This window comes from Achromobacter sp. JD-1, assembly GCF_038594925.1.
Lineage (GTDB): Bacteria > Pseudomonadota > Gammaproteobacteria > Burkholderiales > Burkholderiaceae_B > Achromobacter > Achromobacter spanius_C.
Window position 1 is genome coordinate 39,409 of sequence record NZ_JBCGCS010000001.1, and the last position, 21,175, is coordinate 60,583.

17 protein-coding genes are annotated in these 21,175 nt (G+C 65.4%); 5 read left to right on the forward strand and 12 right to left on the reverse strand.

Annotation, left to right across the window (positions count from 1 at the left end):
* Positions 1–14: 14 nt before the first annotated feature.
* The 3 genes from WBR68_RS00175 to WBR68_RS00185 all read right to left on the reverse strand — a co-directional run bounded on the left by WBR68_RS00175 (position 15) and on the right by WBR68_RS00185 (position 2,592).
* A complete protein-coding gene (locus tag WBR68_RS00175; protein WP_127183561.1) occupies positions 15–713 on the reverse strand; it encodes a DUF6776 family protein in 699 nt (232 codons plus the stop codon).
* A 152-nt stretch (positions 714–865) separates the two neighbouring features.
* Complete coding sequence (gene murU, locus WBR68_RS00180) at positions 866–1,552, reverse strand: N-acetylmuramate alpha-1-phosphate uridylyltransferase MurU (protein ID WP_230605732.1); 687 nt, start codon at positions 1,550–1,552, stop codon at positions 866–868.
* Complete coding sequence (locus WBR68_RS00185; protein WP_230605735.1) at positions 1,552–2,592, reverse strand: aminoglycoside phosphotransferase family protein; 1,041 nt, start codon at positions 2,590–2,592, stop codon at positions 1,552–1,554. The genes murU and WBR68_RS00185 overlap by 1 nt, the downstream gene beginning before the upstream one ends.
* Positions 2,593–2,760: 168 nt before the next feature.
* On the opposite strand from WBR68_RS00185, the gene WBR68_RS00190 reads away from it, so the two are divergent.
* The 3 genes from WBR68_RS00190 to rsmA are packed head-to-tail and all read left to right on the forward strand — an operon-like array spanning position 2,761 to position 7,520.
* Complete coding sequence (locus tag WBR68_RS00190) at positions 2,761–5,160, forward strand: LPS-assembly protein LptD (RefSeq protein WP_050447515.1); 2,400 nt, start codon at positions 2,761–2,763, stop codon at positions 5,158–5,160.
* A complete protein-coding gene (locus tag WBR68_RS00195) occupies positions 5,157–6,716 on the forward strand; it encodes a peptidylprolyl isomerase (protein WP_127183564.1) in 1,560 nt (519 codons plus the stop codon). The genes WBR68_RS00190 and WBR68_RS00195 overlap by 4 nt, the downstream gene beginning before the upstream one ends.
* An 18-nt stretch (positions 6,717–6,734) precedes the next feature.
* Positions 6,735–7,520 (forward strand): 16S rRNA (adenine(1518)-N(6)/adenine(1519)-N(6))-dimethyltransferase RsmA, encoded by a 786-nt coding sequence (gene rsmA / locus WBR68_RS00200; protein ID WP_050447512.1) that lies wholly within the window; start codon positions 6,735–6,737, stop codon positions 7,518–7,520.
* 681 nt (positions 7,521–8,201) lie between these two features.
* On the opposite strand, the gene WBR68_RS00205 is transcribed toward rsmA, so the two are convergent.
* Positions 8,202–9,344 carry a glycerate kinase gene (locus WBR68_RS00205; RefSeq protein WP_127183566.1) on the reverse strand — a complete coding sequence of 381 codons (1,143 nt, stop codon included), beginning with the start codon at positions 9,342–9,344 and terminating at the stop codon, positions 8,202–8,204.
* 105 nt (positions 9,345–9,449) lie between these two features.
* On the opposite strand from WBR68_RS00205, the gene pyk reads away from it, so the two are divergent.
* The gene (gene pyk, locus WBR68_RS00210; RefSeq protein ID WP_050447510.1) at positions 9,450–10,892 is read left to right on the forward strand and encodes a pyruvate kinase; all 1,443 of its coding nucleotides are present in this window, start codon (positions 9,450–9,452) and stop codon (positions 10,890–10,892) included.
* Between the two features lie 51 nt (positions 10,893–10,943).
* Here the strand turns inward: pyk and WBR68_RS00215 are convergent, their stop codons facing one another.
* A complete protein-coding gene (locus WBR68_RS00215) occupies positions 10,944–12,173 on the reverse strand; it encodes a nucleoside recognition domain-containing protein (protein WP_230605739.1) in 1,230 nt (409 codons plus the stop codon).
* A gap of 148 nt (positions 12,174–12,321) precedes the next feature.
* On the opposite strand from WBR68_RS00215, the gene WBR68_RS00220 reads away from it, so the two are divergent.
* Entirely contained in the window at positions 12,322–14,640 is a 2,319-nt protein-coding gene (locus WBR68_RS00220; RefSeq protein ID WP_050447507.1) for an acyl-CoA dehydrogenase, read from the forward strand.
* Here WBR68_RS00220 and def read toward each other — a convergent pair.
* The 7 genes from def to glyQ all read right to left on the reverse strand — a co-directional run bounded on the left by def (position 14,637) and on the right by glyQ (position 20,984).
* Positions 14,637–15,170 carry a peptide deformylase gene (def, locus tag WBR68_RS00225; protein WP_050447506.1) on the reverse strand — a complete coding sequence of 178 codons (534 nt, stop codon included), beginning with the start codon at positions 15,168–15,170 and terminating at the stop codon, positions 14,637–14,639. The two genes, WBR68_RS00220 and def, sit on opposite strands and share 4 nt — an antisense overlap.
* Before the next feature lie 15 nt (positions 15,171–15,185).
* On the reverse strand, positions 15,186–15,581 hold the full coding sequence (gloA, locus tag WBR68_RS00230) for a lactoylglutathione lyase (RefSeq protein WP_006217551.1): 396 nt from the start codon (positions 15,579–15,581) through the stop codon (positions 15,186–15,188).
* A gap of 74 nt (positions 15,582–15,655) precedes the next feature.
* Entirely contained in the window at positions 15,656–16,678 is a 1,023-nt protein-coding gene (locus WBR68_RS00235; protein WP_230605742.1) for a M48 family metallopeptidase, read from the reverse strand.
* Complete coding sequence (locus WBR68_RS00240; protein ID WP_050447504.1) at positions 16,671–17,393, reverse strand: lysophospholipid acyltransferase family protein; 723 nt, start codon at positions 17,391–17,393, stop codon at positions 16,671–16,673. The genes WBR68_RS00235 and WBR68_RS00240 overlap by 8 nt, the downstream gene beginning before the upstream one ends.
* A gap of 4 nt (positions 17,394–17,397) precedes the next feature.
* On the reverse strand, positions 17,398–17,937 hold the full coding sequence (gene gmhB / locus WBR68_RS00245) for a D-glycero-beta-D-manno-heptose 1,7-bisphosphate 7-phosphatase (protein WP_050447502.1): 540 nt from the start codon (positions 17,935–17,937) through the stop codon (positions 17,398–17,400).
* Complete coding sequence (gene glyS / locus WBR68_RS00250) at positions 17,934–20,072, reverse strand: glycine--tRNA ligase subunit beta (protein ID WP_230605744.1); 2,139 nt, start codon at positions 20,070–20,072, stop codon at positions 17,934–17,936. Before glyS ends, gmhB begins: the two co-directional genes overlap by 4 nt.
* Positions 20,073–20,984 (reverse strand): glycine--tRNA ligase subunit alpha, encoded by a 912-nt coding sequence (gene glyQ / locus WBR68_RS00255; protein WP_046806489.1) that lies wholly within the window; start codon positions 20,982–20,984, stop codon positions 20,073–20,075.
* Positions 20,985–21,175 lie beyond the last annotated feature (191 nt).

Consider the following 21,175-nt stretch of genomic DNA (forward strand, 5'->3'; position numbering starts at 1 on the left):
TAAGCGCGTCGCGCTTACTTGCGCACGTTATAGATGCGCATGGCCTGCTGTTTCTGGTTGCCATCCATCACGCGCAGCACCACCACGCGCGGGTTGAAGCCGTCGGGCAGCGTAAGCTGGCCCAACGCGTAATCGTAACGGTCGACGTTCAGGGCGGGGCCTTCCGGAGTGATCGTGGCGGCGCGCCCGTTGGGGTAGCTTCCTTCGATGGCGAAGGTGAGCGTGCCCTTGAAGGGTGCACCCGACGGCTCTTCGCGCATGACAAGCACTTGGTAATCAAGCACGCCGGTGCCGCGTTTGAAGGTGGCCGAGCGGATGCCCAGGTTGCCGCCGCGCGGGTCTGGCGGCATGGCGTCCTGGAACAGGACCAGTTCTTTGTTCAGGGTGTCGATCTTGGCGCGGGCGTCGGCCAGTTCGGCCGTCAGCTTTTCATGGCCGGCCTTGTTGGCGTCGCGCTGTTGGGTGGCTTCTTCCAATTGCGTTTGCAGGCGCTGGCGTTCCAGGTTGGACGCGCTGAGATCCGTGTGCAGGGACTCGGACTGCTCGACCGTCAGGCGTTGCGGGCCGTAATTGGTTTGCAGGAAGAGCACGCCGCCCGCACCCAGGGCAATTCCCACCAGAAGCAGGACAAGCCAGCGCGGCAGGCGCCGCGTGCGCTGGCCGGGTTGGTATACGGAGGGCTTGAACACGGCCCGTTGCGATCTTCCAAACATCCCCATTCCTAGAAAACTTCCTGTGTATGTGCTGGTCCACCGCAGGGTGCGCCCGCGGGTGCCAAAGCGTCAGAGAATACCCCGTTAGCCGGGGCGCTTGGGTGCGCGGAAAATCCTGGTTGCGCACCTTGATATTGTGAAATATGTGAGCGTCAGCGTGCCGCTGCGAGAAGCTCCGCGTCCAGGTCGGCAAGCCGTTGCGGCGTGCCGACATCGGTCCATCGGCCATTATGGTGCGCGCCGTGCACCAGGTTCCGGCCCATTGCTAGCCTGAGCAAAGGCGCCAGGGGCGCCGCCGTGCCGCGCTGGACATCCGCGAACAACGAGGGATGGTAGACGCCGATGCCTGCATAGGTCAAACGCGGGTCGCCGTTGGCATGCAGGCCGCCGTCCGACGACAGCCGGAAATCTCCGGTCGGGTGCTGGACCGGGTTGTTCACCATCAGCAGCCAGGCGCCGCCGTCGGGCACGCCGGCCGCCAAGGCCGGGGCCTGTGCGGGATTCCAGTCGCACCAGACGTCGCCGTTCATGACCAGAAAGGGCGCGTTGCCCAGCAGGGGCAGCGCCTGCGCGATGCCGCCGGCGGTTTCCAGCGCAGTGCCTTCGGCGGAATAGCGGATCCGCATGCCGAAGGCGGCGCCGTCGCCCAAGGCGCGTTCGATCTCGTGGCCCAGCCAGGCATGGTTGATGATGACATCCTGGAACCCGGCCGCGGCCAGGCGCTCCAGGTGCCAGACGATCAGGGGCTTGCCGCCCACCTCCAGCAGGGGCTTGGGCAGGTGGTCGGTCAAGGGGCGCATGCGTTCGCCGCGGCCCGCCGCAAGAATCATGGCCCGCATCAGAACGTGTACCCCACGCTGACCTGGAGGTCGTCCAGCTTGTCCAGCAGGCGCAGCAAGGGCGTGAAGACGCCGTAGCGCTGGGCCACCTGGCGCACGTAACCGTTCACGCGCGGCATGTGGGCCAGGTAATGCGTCTTGCCGTCGCGGTGGTTCAGGCGGGCGAACACGCCCAGGATGCGCAGGTTGCGCTGCAAGCCCATCCATTCATAGGCGCGGTGGAAGTCCGCGAAGTCGGCATCGACGGGCAAGCCCGCGGCGCGCGCCATTTCCCAATAGCGGATCGCCCAGTCCAATTGCTGCGGTTCTTCCCAGGTGGTGCGGGCGTCGGTCACCAATGACGCCAGGTCATAGGTGATGGGGCCGGCCAGCGCGTCCTGGAAATCGATGACGCCCGGGTTGGGGCCATATTGAGGCTGGTCACACACCATCAGGTTGGGGGAGTGGAAGTCGCGGTGCACCAGCACCTGCGCCTGGCCGCCGTTGCTGGCCGACAGCAGGGCGAAGATCTTTTCCAGGGCGTTAGCGGTTTTGTCGTCCAGCGCCACCCCATGGTGCTTGTTCACGTACCACTCGGGAAAGAGGGTGAGCTCGTCGGCCAGGCGAGGGGTGTCGTAGGTGGCCAGGCCGGTGGTGGCCGCTTGTTGCAGGCGGACCAGCGCGGCCAGCGCTTCGCGGTACATCGTTTGAAGCTGGCTGTCGGACAGGCCGGCCTGAATGCGCTGGTAGTAGGTCTGTTCGCCCAGGTCGGACAGCAGCAGCAGGCCCTGGTCAAGATTCTGTGCCAGCACCTTGGGCACGTTCAGGCCGGCGTCGGCCAGCAACTGGCCCACGTGCAGGAAGGGGCGGCAGTCTTCGTGCGCGGGGGGCGCGTCCATGACAATCAGGGTGCGGTCGCCAGCGTCCAGCCTGAAGTAGCGGCGGAAGCTGGCGTCGGCGGAGGCCGGGCGCAGCGAGTCCACGGCCAGGTTCAAGGTGGCGGGCAGGCTATCCAGCCAGTTGCGGATCTGCGCCAGGCGGGGGTCGTGATCGTTTTTCAAGGATGATCCGTGTCAGAAGGGCAAGATTGCTGAAATTTGCGTTCGGCGCACATAAGGCTGGGCGTATGGCGCGGCTTCTCTATAATACCGGCTCGATTCCACCGGCATCGGCGGTTCTTTGCCGTCGGTGCCAGGCTTTTCCATCGTTAAAAAGGGCTGTTTTCACTCGTGCGCAAGGTTCGGTGGTTGATCCTCTCTGCTGTCAGCGTCGCCGCCGGAGCCGTCCAGGCTCAAGGTAGCCAAGGTTCGACTCCCGCGGCGCCGTCAGCAACGTCGGCAACCGCGACACCCGCGGCTCCCGTGCTGCGCACGTCGCCCGGTTTGCGGATGCATCGCCTGGCGGACGACGACATTCCCGCATACCTGGAAGCGGACAGCATCCAGGGCGACCCCGAGTCGGACCTGACCCTGAGCGGCAGCGCGCAGGTGCGCCGCATCGACGGCGTCATCAAAGGCGACCGCATCAACTATCGGAAAGACACGGGCGAAGTCGATGTCCAGGGCAGCGCGCGCATGATGCGCGACGGCACCCTGGTGACCGGCCCGAACGCGAAGTTCAACGTCGACAAGTATTCAGGCGAAGTCGAACAGCCCAATTTCTGGATGGGCGCCACCGGCGGCTTTGCCGTGGCCGAACACGCCGACATCTTCAGCAAGTCGCAGATGCGGCTGCATACGGTCACGTACAGCGGTTGCTCCTGCGAAACGCCGTCCTGGTACATCAAGGCCAAGACGGTCGACATCGACTTCGACGAAAACGAAGGCGTGGCGCGCAATGGCGTGCTGTATTTCAAGGACGTGCCGATCCTGGCGTCGCCCTACATGACCTTCCCGGTCAAGAAAGAGCGCAAGTCGGGCTTTTTGATGCCGACCTACGGCACGACCAGCCAGGGCGGCTTTGACTTTTCGCTGCCGTATTACCTGAATCTGGCCCCCAATTACGACCTGACGGTCCAGCCGCGTTATTTCTCCAAGCGCGGCATGCAATTGGGTGGCGAATTCCGCTATCTGGGTTCGTCCTACGTCGGCACCATCGACGGCACTTATCTTCCCGACGACAATCTCACCAGCGAAGACCGCTGGATGTACTGGTGGCGTCATCAGCAGACGTTCTCGCACGGCTTCTATGCCGACTGGGACATCGCCAAGGTGTCGGACGACAACTACTTCCGCGACATCTCGCAGTTGGGCCTGAACCAGGCGTCCACCACCTACCTGCCGCAGCGCGGGCGCGTGGGCTGGGCATCCAACTACTGGAGTACCTACGCCCAGGTCTACAAGTACCAGACGCTGCAGGACCCCGACGCGCCGCTGGTGCCGCCGTATGACAAGGAGCCCGAGCTCTACCTGCGCGGCGCGCACTACGACTGGGGCGGGTTCGATCTGGACTGGACCTCGACCGCCGTGCGTTTCCGCCGGCCTGATTTCGGTTCCACGGTACGTTATCCCGATGGCGACCGCCTGCAGTCCTACCCGACCGTTTCCTACCCGATCGTGCGGCCGGGCTGGTTCATCATCCCCAAGGCGGGCGTCAACTACACGCAGTACCAGACCAAATGGTATGGCACGGACGCACTTGGTTTGAACGGCGGCTCGGCCGACGGCCTGCCGCGCTCGCAATCGCGCACCGTGCCCATCATGTCGCTGGACACGGGCTTGATTTTCGAACGCGACACGACCTTGTTCGGCAAGTCCTCCACGCAAACGCTCGAACCGCGCCTGTACTATCTGCGCGTGCCGTATCGCGACCAGTCCAAGATGCCGGTCTTTGATACGTCGCTGGCCAATTTCAGCTTCTCGCAGGCGTTTGAAGAAAATATCTATACCGGCGGCTGGGACCGTATTTCCAACGCCAACCAACTGACCGCCGCGCTGACCTCGCGCTGGCTGGACGCCGACACGGGCTTCGAGCGCCTGTCGCTGGCCGTGGCGCAGCGCCTGTACTTTGAAGACCAAAAGGTCACGCTGCCCGGCGAAACGCCCCGCGAAAACGTGCGTTCCGACTTCCTGGTGGGCGCCAGCGCGGCGCTGACCGACACCCTCAGCACCGACGTGGCGGCGCAGTACAACCCCTACGACAACCAGTGGTCGCGCGGCTTGGTCAGCGCTCGCTGGTCGCCGCAGCGCCTGACCACGGTGGCGCTGTCGTATCGTTATCAGCGCGACCCGCAAACGGGAGTCCAATACCAGCCCCAGGGCCAGAACCAGGTCAGCCTGGCGGTCCAGTGGCCGTTCAGCAAGCGCTGGTACGGTGTAGGCCGGGTGGACTATTCCTTGCGCTCCGGGCCGTCCAGCACGGTCGCCAATACGACGGAATCTCCTCGCGTAACGCAGGCCATCGCCGGCCTGGAGTACAAGGGGGATTGCTGCTGGGTGGGCCGCGTGGTCTACCAGCGCTATGCCGTATCGGCAACGGACGCCAACTCGGCAGTGTTCTTCCAGCTTGAGCTGACCGGACTGGGTTCCCTGGGAACCGACCCGATGAGCCTGCTGAACAGAAGTATCCCCGGCTACACCGGCATTACACCGCCCGTGCCGGCTGGGACCACATTTGAAAGGTATGAATGATGCGTAGGTTGCACTCTTTGCGCCGCCTGTCCGGCAGTGCGCTGTTGTTGGCCCTTTGCGCCGGCCTGTCCGCCGCGCCCGCGGCCGCGCAGACAGGCCGGGCCGCGAACAACGGCGCCAAGGCCGCGCCCGCCGCTCAGCAGGGCGAGCAGTTCGTGGACGGCATTGCCGCGGTGGTCGATAAGGACGTGATCACGCTGCGCGAACTGCGCGAGGCGTCGACCCGCATTTCGGCCGAACTGAAGGCGCGCGGCATCCAGGTGCCAGACGACCAGACCTTGCAACATCAAGTGCTGCAACGCCTGATCATGGAGCGCGTGCAGCGCCATGAAGCTGATCGCCTGGGTATACGCGTGGACGACGCGCAAGTCGATCAGGCCATCCAGACCATTGCCGGCCGCAACAAGATCAGCGTGGCGCAATTGCGCGCCGAAATCGAAAAGTCGGGCACGACCTGGGATAACTACCGCAAGTCGCTGCGCGACGAGATTCGTACGGACCGCCTGCGCCAACGCGCGGTGGATTCCACGATTGTCATCTCCGACAACGAAGTGGACGCCTTCCTGAGGGACCAGCGCCGCAACCCTGCGTTTGGCGCCGCGCCCCAGGCGCAGCCCCAACCGCAGGCGCAGCCCGAGCCGGCGCCCGAGCAAGCCGCGGTGCCTTCGGGCCCGATGCTTTACGCGCTGGCGCAGATCCTGGTGCGTGTGCCGGAAGGTTCGTCGCCCGAACAATTGGCGGTGCTGCGCAAGAAGGCCGAAGACATCCTGGCTCGCGCCAAGCGTGGCGACGACTTCGCCAGTCTGGCGGCCGCGGCGTCGGACGGCCCGGAAGCGCTGCAAGGCGGCGTCATGGGCGTGCGTCCTCTGGACGGCTGGCCCGACCTGTTCGTCAAGGCCATCAGCAATCTGCAGAAGGGCCAGGTCAGCAACCTGATCCAGAGCGGCAATGGTTTCCACATCATCAAGGTGATGGACCGTGGCACGGCTCAGCCGGCTCCGGGCCGCACCGCGCGCGCGCCGGCCCCGACGCCCGCGCCGCAGCCCGCTGCGCGTCCGCAGGCGGCGCAGCAAGGCCCCACCGAAGTGATGCAGACCCGCGCGCGTCACATCCTGATCAAGACGTCGACCGTCATGAGCGACGAGAGCGCGCGCCAGCGCCTGGAACAGGTGCGTCAGCGCCTGGTGTCGGGCACCGCCAAGTTTGAAGACATGGCGCGCCAGTACTCACAGGATTCGACCGCGCCGCAGGGCGGCGAGTTGGGATGGTTGAACCCGGGTGAAACCGTGCCGCCGTTCGAAGCCGCCATGAATGCCTTGAAGCCGGGCGAAATCAGCCAGCCGGTCCAGTCGCCTTTCGGTTGGCATTTGATCCAGGTTGAAGAACGCCGCCAGCATGACGCGACCGATGACATGGCCCGCATGCGGGCGCGCCAGACCTTGTTCGAGCGCCGCGCGCAACCGGCTTTTGAAGATTGGCTTGAGCAGTTGCGTGCTCAGGCTTATATCGACAACCGGCTTGAAAAGCAGCAGCAGATCCAGCAGAACAACCGCTAAACGCATTACGGGCTTTTCATGTCTCAACACCAGGCGCGCAAGCGCTTCGGCCAGAACTTCCTGACCGACGAAAGCGTCGTCGAGTCCATCGTCCGGGCGGTTGCACCCGCCCGTGATGATGCCGTGGTCGAGATCGGCCCAGGTTTGTCTGCGCTTACCCGGCCGCTGCTTGAGCGCCTGGACCACCTGACTGCGGTTGAAATCGACCGCGACCTGGCCGCGCGCCTGCGCAAGCAGTTCGAGGCGTCTCGCCTGACCGTGGTCGAGGCCGACGCGCTGACGGTGGACTTTTCGCAGTTCGGCAGCGCACTGCGTGTGGTGGGCAACCTGCCCTACAACATTTCCAGCCCGCTGCTGTTTCATCTGATGACCTGGGCCGACCATATTCGCGACCAGCATTTCATGCTGCAACGCGAAGTGATCGACCGCATGGTGGCGACACCGGGTTCGGGGGATTTCAGCCGTCTGTCGGTGATGCTGCAATCGCGCTATCGCATGCACAAGCTGTTTGATGTGCCGCCCGAAGCCTTCGACCCGCCGCCCAAGGTGGTGTCCGCGATTGTGCGCATGGTGCCTTTGCCGGCGGACCGCCTGCAACCGGTCAGCGTCCGCGCCTTTGAAACGGTGGTGGCCCGCGCGTTCTCGCAGCGCCGCAAAATGCTGCGCCGGGTGTTGGCCGACTGGGCCCCGCAAGTCCCCTGGGAAGCCTTGGACATCGCCCCCACCGCCCGCGCCGAAGATATTTCGGTCGACCGGTACATCCGCCTGTCGGACGCATTGGTAAAGGCCGGCCTGCTCTCGTAGGATGGGTGCAGCGCGAAGAACACGTCAATAAAGAACAGACGAGGATCGCGCGAAACCCATCAGACGAAGGCGGAATCCAGACGGAATAAGCCACATAGGCATCGCTGGATTTCGAACCGGGTTCAGCCACACCGCCGACGCCGCCCGATGGGTTACGCGCGTTCGACATAGTTTCCCTTCTGCCCGCCTTCGCGCGCTTCACCCATCCTACGACCAACCACGAAACGTTGCCACGTAGGATGGGTGCAGCGCGAAGATCACGTCAATATTGAGCAGACGCCAAACGCGCGGAACCCATCAGACGAAGGTGGAATTTAGGCGGAATCCGCCACATAGGCATCGCTGGATTTCGAACCGGGATCAGCCACACCGCCGACGCTGCCCGATGGGTTACGCGCGATCGGCGTCATTTCCCTTCTGCCCGCCTTCCCGCGCTTCACCCATCCTACGACCAACCAAGAAACGTTGCCATGTAGGATGGGTGCAGCGCGAAGATCACGTCAATAAAGAGCAGACGCCCAACGCGCGAAACCCATCAGACGAAGGTGAAATTAAGGCGGAATCCGCCACATAGGCATCGCTGGATTTCGAACCGGGATCAGCCACACCGCCGACGCTGCCCGATGGGTTACGCGCGACCGGCGTCATTTCCCTTCTGCCCGCCTTCCCGCGCTTCATCCCTCACAGCATCCGTTTCTGCGCTGCCATCCATAGCTGCATGACGTCTCTGGCCCGCTCCGTAAGCAGTTTCTCCGCGTCCGCCAGCGCTTGCTGCAAGGTGATGGGGCCGGGGGCCAGGCTGAAGGCGGCGGTGATGCCGCCCGCGTGCAGTGCTTCGTAGCCATCGCCTAGCGACCCCGCCAACGCCACGACGGGCACACCGGCCTGCTGCGCGATTTTGGCGACGCCGGCCGGGGTTTTTCCACGCAGGGTTTGCGCGTCCATGCGGCCTTCGCCCGTGAACACCAGCGTGGCTCCCTCGACGGCTTCGGCCAGGCGGCCCAACTCCGCCACGATCTCTACGCCGGGTCGAAAATGCGCCTGCAGGAACGCCTTGGCGGCGAACCCCAAACCACCTGCCGCGCCCGCACCGGCCTCGTTTCGATGGTCCACGCCCAGATGCCGCGCGCAGACGTCCGCGAAATTCGACAGCATCTGGTCCAGCGTCAGCACCTGTTCCGGCGTGGCGCCTTTCTGTGGCCCAAACACATGTGACGCACCCTGCGGCCCGCACAGCGGGTTGTCCACGTCCGAAGCGATGTCGATACGGATCTTGGCCAGGCGCGGATCAAGCCCGCGCGTGTCGATGCCAGCCAGCTTGCCCAGCGCGCCGCCGCCAGGCGGCAGGCTGTTGCCGTCGGCATCCATCAAGCGTACGCCCAGCGCCGTCAGCATGCCCGCGCCCGCGTCGTTCGTGGCCGATCCGCCAAGCCCGAGAATGATGCGCGTGGCGCCTGCGTTCACGGCCGCCAGCATCAGTTCACCCACGCCGTGGCTGCTGGCGCGCATCGGGTCGCGCTTGGATGGCGAGATCAGTTCCAACCCCGCCGCCGCCGCCATTTCAATGACAGCCGTGCCGTCTTCCAGCAAGCCCCAGACGGCGTCGACCTTGTAGCCCAGCGCATCGTTCACCGTCAGTTGTTGCGCCTTGCCGCCGGTTGCGGCGAGCACGGCTTCAACCGTGCCTTCGCCGCCATCGGCCATGGGAATGCAGACAGTGTGCGCGCCGGGGCAGGCGGCTTTCACGCCGCGCGCGATGGCCGCCGCCGCGTCAGGCGCGGAAACGCTTTCTTTGAAAGAGTCGGGAGCAATGACGATTTTCACGGTGTCGGAGGGGCCGGTTATGGGTCGGAGTGCTGACCATGATACCCGCGCCGACGCAGGCGGCGTACCATAGCGCTTTCGTTGTTTTTGCGAGAGTGGACCGTCATGCCTGTATTGCGCCGCACCAAAATTGTTGCCACCTTGGGGCCTTCGACGTCGACGCCCGAACGCATTGAAGCGCTGATCCGCGCGGGCCTGGATGTGGCCCGTTTGAACTTCTCGCATGGCAGCGCGGACGACCACCGCGCCCGCGCACAATTGGTGCGCGACATTGCCGCCCAGCAGGGCCGCTTCGTTGCCATCATGGGCGATCTTCAAGGCCCGAAGATCCGCATCGCGCGGTTCACCGACAAGCTGGTGCAGTTGCAAGTCGGCCAGCCGTTCACGCTGTCGCGCGTGCATCCAAAAGATGCCGGTACCGCCAGCATCGTCGGCATCGACTACCCCGAACTGGTCACCGATTGCCGCGTGGGTGACGAACTCTTGCTGGACGACGGCCGCGTCGTGCTGGTGGTGGACCGCGTGGAAGGCGACGAAGTCCACACCACCGTAACAGTGGGCGGCCCTTTGTCGAACAACAAAGGCATCAACCGCCGTGGCGGCGGCTTGTCCGCACCCAGCCTGACCGACAAGGACCGCGTCGACATCAAGCTGGCCGCCGAAATGGAACTGGACTACGTGGCGGTGTCGTTCCCGCGCTATGGCAGCGACATCGACGAAGCCCGCGCCTTGCTGGCCGAAGCCGGCAGCCAAGCCTGGATCATCGCCAAGATCGAACGCGCCGAAGCCGTGGCCGACGACGAAGCGCTGGACTCGCTGATCCGCGCCAGCGATGGTGTGATGGTGGCTCGCGGCGACCTGGGCGTGGAAGTGGGCGACGCGGAATTGGTGGGCATCCAGAAGCGCATCATCCAGCACGCGCGCACGCTGAACAAGGTGGTCATCACCGCGACGCAGATGATGGAATCCATGATTTCCAGCCCCATGCCCACGCGCGCCGAAGTGTCGGACGTGGCCAACGCGGTGCTGGACTACACCGACGCCGTGATGCTGTCGGCCGAAAGCGCATCGGGCCAGTATCCCGTTGAAACCGTGCAAGCCATGGCGCGCGTTTGCCTGGGCGCGGAAAAACATCCCACATCGACCGTGTCGCACCACCGCATGGGCGAAACCTTCACGCGCTGCGATGAAACCATCGCGCTCGCGGCCATGTATGCGGCCAACCATTTCCCCGGCGTGAAGGCCATCATTGCGTTGACCGAAAGCGGGCACACCCCGCTGATCATGTCGCGCATCCGCTCGGGCGTGCCGATCTACTGCTACAGCCCGCACAGCCTGACGCAGAATCGCGTGGCGATGTTCCGTGGCGTCTACACCATTCCGTTCGCGCCGTCGGACTACGAACCGGCCGAACTCAGCGAGGCCGCCATCGACGAACTGCGCAAACGCAACCTGGTGAAGGCGGGCGACTGGGTCATTCTGACCAAGGGCGACTTCTACCGCGACAGTGGTGGCACCAACGGCATGAAGATCCTGATGGTGGACTGACGCGAAGGCCAGGCGGGGCGCTTGCCATGCAGCAAGCCCCGCCCACAGCCCTTAGCCGAAGAACCAGTAGCACACGCCGATGGCGGCCAACACGCCGGCCGCATCGGCCACCAGCGCGCAACCCACCGCGTGGCGCGCGCGCACGATTCCCACCGACCCGAAGTACACCGCCAGCACGTAGAAGGTGGTCTCGGTGCTGCCCTGCATCACGGCGGACAGCAAGGCGGGAAAGCTGTCCACGCCGTAGTGCGTCATGGTTTCAAGCATCATCGCGCGGGCCGCGCTGCCCGAGAACGGCTTGACCAGCGCAGTGGGCAGGGCGTCGACAAAGCGCGTGTCCCAGCCAACCTGCAGCGCCACCCAGCGGATGCCGTCCAGCGCCAGATCCAGCGCGCCCGATGCGCGCAGCACGCCCACGGCGCACAGCATGGCAACCAGATAAGGCAGCAGGCTCTTGGCGATGTCGAAGCCTTCCTTGGCGCCCTCGATGAACGTTTCATAGACCGGCACTTTTTTCCACGCGCCCACGACCAGGAACGCCAGCAGGATGCCGAACAGCGCCAGGTTGCCCATCAGCGAGGACAGCGACGCAATCGCCGCCGCCGACATGCTGGCCAGCAGCGCCATGAAGCCGCCCAACACCAGCGCCGCGCCGCCCAGCCAAAGCATCACGATGGGGTCGGTCAGCCGCAGGCGCTGGCACGCGGCCACGGCCAGGAAGCCGGCCAGCGTTGACGCGCTGGTCGCCAGCAGAATGGGCAGGAACACCAGGGTGGGATCAGCCGCGCCTTGCTGCGCGCGGAACATGAACAGGGTGACGGGCAGCAGCGTCAGCGACGAGGCATTCAGCACCAGGAACAGAATCTGCGCATTGCTGGCGGTTTCCGGCGTGGGGTTCAGCGATTGCAGTTCGCGCATGGCGCGCAGGCCGATCGGCGTGGCGGCGTTGTCCAGCCCCAGGCCGTTGGCGGCGAAGTTCAGGGTGATCAGGCCGATTGCCGGATGGTTGCGCGGCACCTCGGGCATCAAGCGCGCAAACAACGGCCCCAAAAGGCGCGCCAATTTTTCCACCAGGCCGGCGCCTTCGGCAATCCGCAGGAAACCCAGCCACAGCGTCAGCGTGCCAAACAGCAGCACCATTACTTCCACCGACACACGCGCCATGTCGAACAGGCTGGCCACCATCAGGCGGAAGACGTCGGGGTCGCCAACCGCCAGCCAGCGGTAAAGCGCGGCGGCGGCGGCGGTCAGGAAGAATCCCAGCCAGAGTTTGTTCAGCATGCGTGGCGATGCCCGGATAGCGATTGATTGCGCACCAGCGCGGGGACGCTCATTGTCGCAGAGTCAGCCCTTGCGAGCTTGGCCGCGCGCCGTCAATTCTGGTACTTTGCACCGACACGCCCTAGGGCCATAACAGTGAGGGACACTCATGGACTTCAATGCCTGGCGCCGTCGCCGCATTTCGGAACCCGCGTATCGCTGGGCGCGCAACGCCTTGCCCGCCATGTCGGCAACCGAGCGCGAGGCCATCGAGGCCGGAGACACCTGGTGGGACGCCGACCTGTTCACTGGCAACCCCGATTGGCACAAGCTGCTGGACGTGCCCGCCGCCACGCTCACCCCGCAGGAACAGGCGTTCATCGACGGCCCCGTGGCGCAGCTATGCGCCATGCTGGACGAATGGGACATCACCTGGAACCGGCGTGACCTGCCTCCGCGTGTGTGGGACTTTCTGAAGGCCCAGCGCTTTTTCGGCATGATCATCCCGCGCCGCTACGGCGGGCTGGGCTTTTCTCCCTATGCGCATTCCGAAGTGGTCCGGCGCATTTCCGCCTATTCGATCACGGCGGGCGTCACGGTCATGGTGCCCAATTCACTGGGACCGGGTGAGTTGCTGATGCAGTTCGGCACGCCCGCGCAGCGCGATTATTGGCTGCCGCGCCTGGCCGATGGCCGCGAAGTACCGTGCTTTGGCCTGACCAGCCCCGAAGCGGGCTCGGACGCCGCGTCCATGGTGGATACCGGCGTGGTGTGCCGCCAGGTGGTGGATGGCCGCGAACTCATCGGCATCCGCCTGAATTGGCACAAGCGCTACATCACCCTGGGGCCGGTGGCCACGGTGCTGGGGCTGGCGTTCAAGATGTCGGACCCCGATGGCATTCTGGGCGGCCCCGAAGACATCGGTATTTCGGTGGCGCTGGTGCCCACCGAGGCTCCGGGCGTGGAGATCGGTCGGCGCCATCTGCCGGCGATGCAAGTGTTTCAGAACGGCCCCAATCAAGGCCATGATGTGTTCGTTCCCTTGGACGCGCTGATCGGCGGCGAGGCGCGTGCCGGCCAGGGCTGGCAGATGCTGATGAGCGCGCTGGCGGCGGGGCGCGGCATTTCGCTGCCGTCGCTGTCGGCCGCGGCGGCTGTCATGTGCGCGCACACCACGGGCATGTACGCCCGGGTGCGCGAGCAGTTTGGCATCCCCATCGGCAAGTTCGAAGGCGTGCAGGAACAACTGGCCCGGCTGGCGGGCAACGCCTATCTGGTTGAAGCGGCCCGACGCCTGACCTGCGCCGCGCTGAACCAGGACGTGAAGCCCGCCGTCGTGTCGGGCATCATGAAATACCACGCCACCGAACGCATGCGCGAATCCGTCAACGCCGCGATGGACGTACACGCGGGGCGCGCCGTCATGGACGGGCCCAGCAACTACCTGGGCGCGCTGTATCGCGCGGTGCCCATCGCGATTACGGTGGAAGGCGCCAACATCCTGACGCGCAACCTGATCATCTTTGGCCAGGGCGCTATCCGCGCGCATCCGTATCTGATGCCGGAAATGATGGCGCTGGCCAACCCCGACGAAGAACGCGGCATTGACGTTTTTCACGATGTGTTCTGGCGCCATCTGCGGCACGCCGGCAAGAACGCGCTGCGCGCCATCGGCCGGGCCTGGACGGGCGGCTTGCTGGGGCCGGCGCCGGTATCTGGGCCCACTGCGGGCCACTATCGGCGGCTGGGGCGCTACGCATCGGGCTTCGCGCTGCTGGCTGACGCCACCTTGGCGCAGTTGGGCGGTGGGCTGAAGCGGCGTGAAATGATCTCGGCGCGCCTGGGCGACGTGCTGTCGCAACTCTACCTGCTGTCGGCGGTGCTCAAGCGCTGGGAAGACGAAGGCCGCAAGCACGACGACCTGCCGCTGGTGCATTGGTGCATGACGCAGGGTTACGCCAGCATCGAAAAAAGCCTGGATGAAGTGCTGCGCAATCTGCCGGGCCGGGTGCTGGCGTGGGGCCTGCGTGCCGCCATCCTGCCGCTGCGCCTGGCGCGTGGCCCGGATGACGCCTTGACGCGCGCCTGCGCCGAGCTCTTGTTGAAGCCGTCGCCCACGCATGCACGGCTGGCGGCAGACTTGCAGCGAGAACCCAGTAGCGGCACCGGGCCTTCGGCCGCCGTGCTGTTGGGCGGTGGCCGCGCGGGCAGCGACCCCTTGGCGGACCTGACCCGCGCGTTTGCGCTTGTCGAAGCCGTGCAACCCATCCGCGACCGCCTGCGCCAGTCGAACGTGCGCAATTGGCGCGAGGCGCACCAGCGTGGCGCCGTCACCGACGCGCAGGCCGCGCAGTTGGAAGCGGCCGAGGCCTTGGTGCTGAAGGTCTTGCAGGTGGATGATTTTGCGCCGGAAGCGCTGTCGCCGCAGGCGACACGCACTGCCGATGCGGCAGCCGGGGCGAACCCCGACCCCGAACCGGACGCTTAATCGTCCGCGTTCGGGTCCATGCCGGGGAACAGGATTTCCGTGAAGCCGAACTGCGAGAAATCCTGGATGCGCGACGGGTACAGGCGGCCGATCAGGTGGTCGCATTCATGCTGCACCACACGGGCGTGAAAGCCTTCGGCTTCGCGCTCGATCAACTGGCCGTAGTGGTCGCGGCCGCTATAGCGGATGTGGCGATAGCGCGGCACCAGCCCGCGCAGACCGGGCACCGACAGGCAGCCTTCCCAGCCGTCCTGCATCTCATCCGACAGCGGCGTGATGACCGGGTTGCACAAGATGGTCTGCGGCACCGGCGGGGCGTCCGGGTAGCGCTCGTTGCGCTCAAAGCCGAAGATCACCACTTGCAGGTCCACGCCGATCTGCGGCGCGGCCAGCCCCACGCCCTGCGCGGCCGCCATGGTTTCAAACATGTCGTCGATCAGGGCGTGCAGTTCGGGCGTGTCGAAGCGCTCCACCGGTGGGGCCACGCGCAAGAGGCGCGGGTCGCCCATTTTCAGGATGGGGTGGATCATGGCGGGCTTTCCTGCTTAGTCCTGACGGCCTTTCTTCTGGATGAATTCGATCTTGTAGCCGTCCGGGTCTTCCACGAACGCGATCACGGTCTTGCCGTGCTTCATCGGGCCGGCTTCGCGGGTGACCTTGCCGCCGCGTTCCTTGACCTTGTCACAGGCTTCGTAGGCGTTATCGACTTCCAGCGCGATGTGGCCGTAGCCGTTGCCCAGGTCGTACTTGTCGGTGTCCCAGTTGTGGGTCAGTTCAATGACGGCGCCTTCGGACTCGTCCTGATAGCCCACGAAGGCCAGCGTGAACTTGCCGTCCGGGTAGTCGTTGCGGCGCAGGACGCGCATGCCCAGCACGTTGGTGTAGAAATCGATGGACTTGTCGAGGTTGCCGACTCGCAGCATGGTGTGGAGCATACGCATGGAAATCTTCCTTGAAGCAATAACAGGTGGGGGAAAGAACCCGGGGGCGCCGGTGCTTTCCAGAATAAAGCGTCTTAGAACTGAGGCAGCGAAGCCGGGTCGTGACGCCGCAGGATGTTCTTGGCGTCTTCGAAGTCGGGCAGGATCTGGCCCACTTCACGCCAGAAGTCCTGGCTGTGGTTCATCTCGCGCAGATGGGCGAGTTCATGCGCGATGACGTAATCAATGATGCCGGGCGCGAAATGAATCAGGCGCCAATTCAGCATGATATTGCCGTCGCTGGTGCAGGAGCCCCAGCGCGTGGCCGCCGACGACAGCCGCCAGCGGCGGATCTTCAGGCCGCTGATCTGTAAAAAATGCGCCAGCCGCGCGCCAAACCAGGCGCCGGCGCGCTGCTGCAACCAGGCTTGCGCGGCATCACGGATGCGGCTTTGATCGGCCGCGGACGGCAGCGCCAGCAACAAGGTGTCGCCATCCTGCGGCGCGTCGGCATCGCCGGACAACCGGGATTGGCGGCTGTCGCCACCCACGCCGAGCACGATGCGTTTGCCCAGGTAGGGCAGTTCGCCACCAGCCTGCCAGCGCGTGTGGGCGATGGCCAGTTGCTGCTTGCGGGCATGCCATTCGCGCAGTTTGGTGAGGATCCAGCGGGCTTTCTCGCGCACCGCGTCGTCAATCTGTGTCAGCGTGACCCAACTGGGCGCCGTCACCCGCAGGCCGTCGTCGGTAATGACAAAACCAATGCTGCGCCGGCGCGAGCGCAGCAGCACGAAACCAATCGGCTGCTGTTCGGTGGGCACTTCACGCCAGCGCGCGCCGGGCGGCAGCGGATCCGGACAGGGCGTGGGCACGCGCGACGAGGCATTGGGCGACAGCGTCAGCAGCGGCTCGCCCTTGGGCGTGTCGGCCGTGGCGGCGTCGGGAAACAAGTTGGTGGGGGTGACGGGCTGCGGGGAGGGCTCGGGCCGCGCGGCAGGCGGCTTTGGCGTGGCGATCAGCGGCGACGCGTCGTGGAGCGCGATCAGTGGCGACGCACCTTGGGGCGCGTCGTGGTCTTGTCCGTCGAACAGGAGTTCGAGCTGATCAGTGCTAGGCATACCTTTCGGGGTTGAGACGCCGCATTTCCCCTTCGATCCAGTCCTGAACCTTCTGGTTCAGTTCGTCGGGGGAGAGTCCTTTGGATTCTATCGCGGGACCGATCGACAGGGTAACCATGCCGGGATATTTGACGAAAGCATTGCGCCGCCAGCATTCGCCGGCGTTATGCGCCACGGGAATGACGACCGCGCCGGTGCGCGACGCCAGCAGCGCCCCGCCCATCTTGAAGCGCGCCGTCTTGCCCGGCGCCACGCGCGTGCCTTCGGGAAACAGCAGCGGCCAGCGGCCTTCATCCATGCGCGTCTGGCCTTGCTTGACCACCTGGTCAAAGGCGTCACGGCCCTTGGAGCGGTCAATGGCAATCATGCGCAGCAGCGCCAGGCCCCAGCCGAAGAACGGCACCATGTGCAGTTCTTTCTTGTAGACAAAGCAGACTTCGCGCGGCATGTGCGCCGGAAAGAACAGGGTTTCCCAGGCCGATTGGTGCTTGGACAGGATCACGGCCGGGCCGTCGGGCAGGTTTTCCCAGCCCTTGACCTGCCAGCGGATACCGCAGAACACCTTGGCGCCCCAGATGGCCAGGCGCGGCCAGCCCACCGTCAGCTTGTAGCGCCAGTGCAGCGGCAGCGGCGCCCACAGAATGCAGAGGAAAGCGTAGGGGATGACCGTGATGGCCAGGAACAGAAAATACAGCAGCGAACGTAGCCGGGCCATTGAATCAATTGTCCTGAAGCAGAATGTCGACCACCGCCGACAGGTCTTCGCACACGCGGGTGTTCTCGGGCAGGCCGCCCTTGGCCAGCGTCTTCTTGCCATTGCCGGTCTGCACCAGCCACGGCGCGCAACCCACCGCGGACGATGCTTGCAGATCACGCAGCGAATCGCCCACCGCCGGCACGCCGGCCAGGTTGATGTCGTAGCGGTGCCCGATCTGTTCAAACAGCCCGGGACGCGGCTTGCGGCAGGTGCAGTTGTCATCCGGCCCGTGCGGGCACAGGAACACCGCGTCGATCGCGCCACCCACGGCGGCCAGTTCGCGCCGCATCTTGGTGTGGATGGCGGTCAGCGTGTCCATGTCGAACAGGCCGCGCGCCAGGCCCGACTGGTTGCTGGCCACCACCACCTTCCAGTCGGCCTGCGTCAGCCGGGCAATGGCTTGCAGGCTGCCGGGCAGAGCGATCCATTCGTCGGGATTCTTGACGAACGCATCGCTGTCCTGATTGATGACGCCGTCGCGGTCTAGGATGATGAGTTTCACTGTGCCAGCCTGGAAATGTCGGCCACCTGGTTCATCAGGCCATGCAACTGGCTCAACAACGCCAGCCGGTTGGCGCGCACGGCCGGGTCTTCGGCCATGACCATGACGTCGGCAAAAAAGGCGTCCACCGGTTCGCGGGCTTGCGCCAGCGTGGACAGGCTGCCGGCAAAGTCGCCCGCGGCCAACTGCGCTTCGGCTTGCGGACGCAGCTTGGCGACGGTGGCGGCCAGGGCCTTTTCAGCGGGTTCGACCAGCGCGGCCTCGTTCACCGCGCCGATCTCGCCTTCGGCCTTCTTCAGCAGGTTGCCGATGCGCTTGTTGGCGGCGGCCAGGCTGGCGGCTTCGGGCAGTTGCGCGAAGGCGGCGGCGGCGCGCACGCGCTCGGCCACCTGATGCAGCGGCGGCGTCAGCGCAATCACGGCTTCCACCGCATTGCGGTCGAAATCGTTGATGAGCTGGTTGCGGTAGCGCTCGTAGATGAAGGTGCGGACTTCAGCCAGTGTGTCGGCCGGGATCTTGCCGGCGGGGAACGTGCCCGCAGCCAGTTCCAGCAGGCCATTGAGCGACAGCGGGCCGTCCTGGCTGACCTTCAGCCAGCCACCGGCCGCCAATTGTTCAAACGCGCTGATCAGGCCAAGCGCCGCACGGCGCAGGCCGAAGGGGTCGCGCTCGCCCGTGGGCGCCAGGCCGATGGCCCAGATGCCGACCAGCGTTTCCACGCGCTCGGCGATGAACAGCGTGGCGGCGGTCAGGGTGTCTTGCGTGACGGGGGCGTCGTAGCGGTTGCGGTATTGCGTGCGCAGCGCTTCGACGACGCTGGCGGGCTCGCCGTCGCCCGCTGCGTAGTAGGCGCCCATGATGCCTTGCAGCTCGGGGAATTCGCCCACCATGTTCGAACCCAGGTCGGCCTTGGCCAGCATGGCGGCGCGATCGGCGGCGCTAACGTCGCCGCCCAGTTGCTCGGCCACGCCACGCGCGATGGCGCGCACGCGCTCGACACGCTCAAGCTGGGTGCCCAGCTTGTTGTGATAAACGATGGAACCCAGTTGTTCCACGCGCGAGGCCAGCGGCGTCTTGCGGTCGGTTTCGAAGAAGAATTGGGCATCGGCCAGGCGCGGGCGCACTACGCGCTGGTTGCCTTCGACGATGTTCACCGGCTTGTCCGTGTGCATATTGCTCACGATCAGGAAACGGTGCGTCAGGCGGCCGGTGGCCGGGTCGAACAGCGGGAAATACTTCTGGTTCAAGCGCATGGTCAGGATCAGGCATTCCTGCGGCACTTGCAGGAACTGCTCTTCAAACTGACCCACATAGACGGTGGGGTGTTCGACCAACGCCGTCACTTCGTCCAGCAGCGCGGCCACTTCCGGGTCGTCGCCCAGCGTGGCGGACAGGCGGCCGGCGTGGTCCAGCAACTGGCGCTGGATGTCGTCGCGGCGGCCTTCGAAGGACGCCACGACGCGGCCCTTTTCAGCCAGCGTGGCGGCGTAGGAATCGGCGTCGGCAAACGATACCGGGCCGGCGCACATGAAGCGGTGGCCCAGCGTGTCGCGGCCGGCCTGCATGCCCAGCGCGGATACCGGCACCACGTCGGCCCCGAACAGCGCAACCAGGCCGTGCGCCGGGCGCACGAACTTGACGGTGGTGACGCCGTCGGCCAATTGGTAACGCATCACCTTGGGGATCGGCAGGCTGTTCAACGCCGTGTCGATGCCTTCCTGCAAGCCAACGGCCAGTGACGAGCCCGGGGCGGTGCCGCGAGCCACCAGGTAGTCCTGCTTGCCGTCGGATTCGCGGTCCAGCGTGGCCAGGTCGATATTTTCCAGGCCCTTGGCGGCCAGCTTCTTTTGCAGCGCCGGGGTAGCCTTGCCGTCTTCGGTCAGGCCGATCTTGGCGGGCATCAGCTTTTCGGCATAGGGCTGGTCGGGCGCCTGCGCCAGCACGGCGGACAGGTGCACGGCCAGGCGGCGCGGCGTGGAATACGCGGTGACCGCGCAGCCTTCGGCCAAGAGGCCGTGGCGCTCCAGCGTGGCGCGCACGCCTTCGGCAAAGGCCTGGCCCAGCTTTTGCAGGGCTTTGGGTGGGAGTTCTTCGGTCAGCAGTTCGACCAGCAGGGGGCGGATGTTCGTCGTCATTTATGCAGCCTCCCCGGCGGCCTGATTGCGGCGCAGCATGGGAAAGCCCAGTCGTTCGCGGGAATCGAAATAAGCCTGCGCGACGGCGCGCGACAGGTTGCGGATGCGGCCGATGTAGGCGGCGCGCTCGGTCACGCTGATGGCGCCACGCGCGTCCAGCATGTTGAAGGTGTGCGCGGCTTTCAGCGCGGCCTCGTAGGCCGGCAGCGCCAGCGGCACCTCCATCAGGCGCTTGGCTTCGGCTTCGTAGTCGTTGAAGTGCGCAAACAGCATGTCGGCCGACGAGTGCTCGAAGTTGTAGGTCGATTGCTCGACCTCGTTCTGATGGAACACGTCGCGGTACAGCACGCGGTTGCCGTTGGCGCCCTCGGTCCAGACCAGGTCGTACACGCTTTGCACGTCTTGCAGGTACATGGCCAGGCGTTCCAGGCCGTAGGTGATTTCACCCGTGGTCGGCGTGCAATCCAGGCCGCCCACTTGCTGGAAGTAGGTGAACTGGGTGACTTCCATGCCATTCAGCCAGACCTCCCAGCCCAGGCCCCAGGCGCCCAGCGTGGGGTTTTCCCAGTCGTCCTCGACAAAGCGGATGTCGTGCTGGGTGGGGTCGATGCCCAACGCCTTCAGCGAACCGATGTACAGGTCCAGGATGTCGGGCGGCGCGGGCTTGAGCACCACCTGGTACTGGTAATAGTGCTGCAGGCGGTTGGGGTTTTCGCCGTAGCGGCCATCCTTGGGGCGACGCGACGGCTGCACGTAGGCGGCGCGCCACGGCTCCGGGCCGATCGCGCGCAGGAACGTGGCCGTGTGCGAGGTGCCGGCGCCGACTTCCATGTCGTAGGGTTGCAGCAGGGCGCAACCCTGCTTGTCCCAGTATTCCTGGAGCGTAAGGATGATTTGCTGAAAGGTGAGCATAGGATTCTTGGAATTCGACTCGCCAGGCAGGCCTGCCGTGGGCGTGGGAAACCGGGCATTTTAACTGGCCCGGGGCCGTCCTGTTTGGCGGGCGCGGTCGGGCGGTTACATCTATGCCCGGATGGCATCCCCCGGCCGGGCCGAGTGTGCCCCTGGCGGACGCTCGGGAAGCCGCCCGGCTGCGCCTGAAA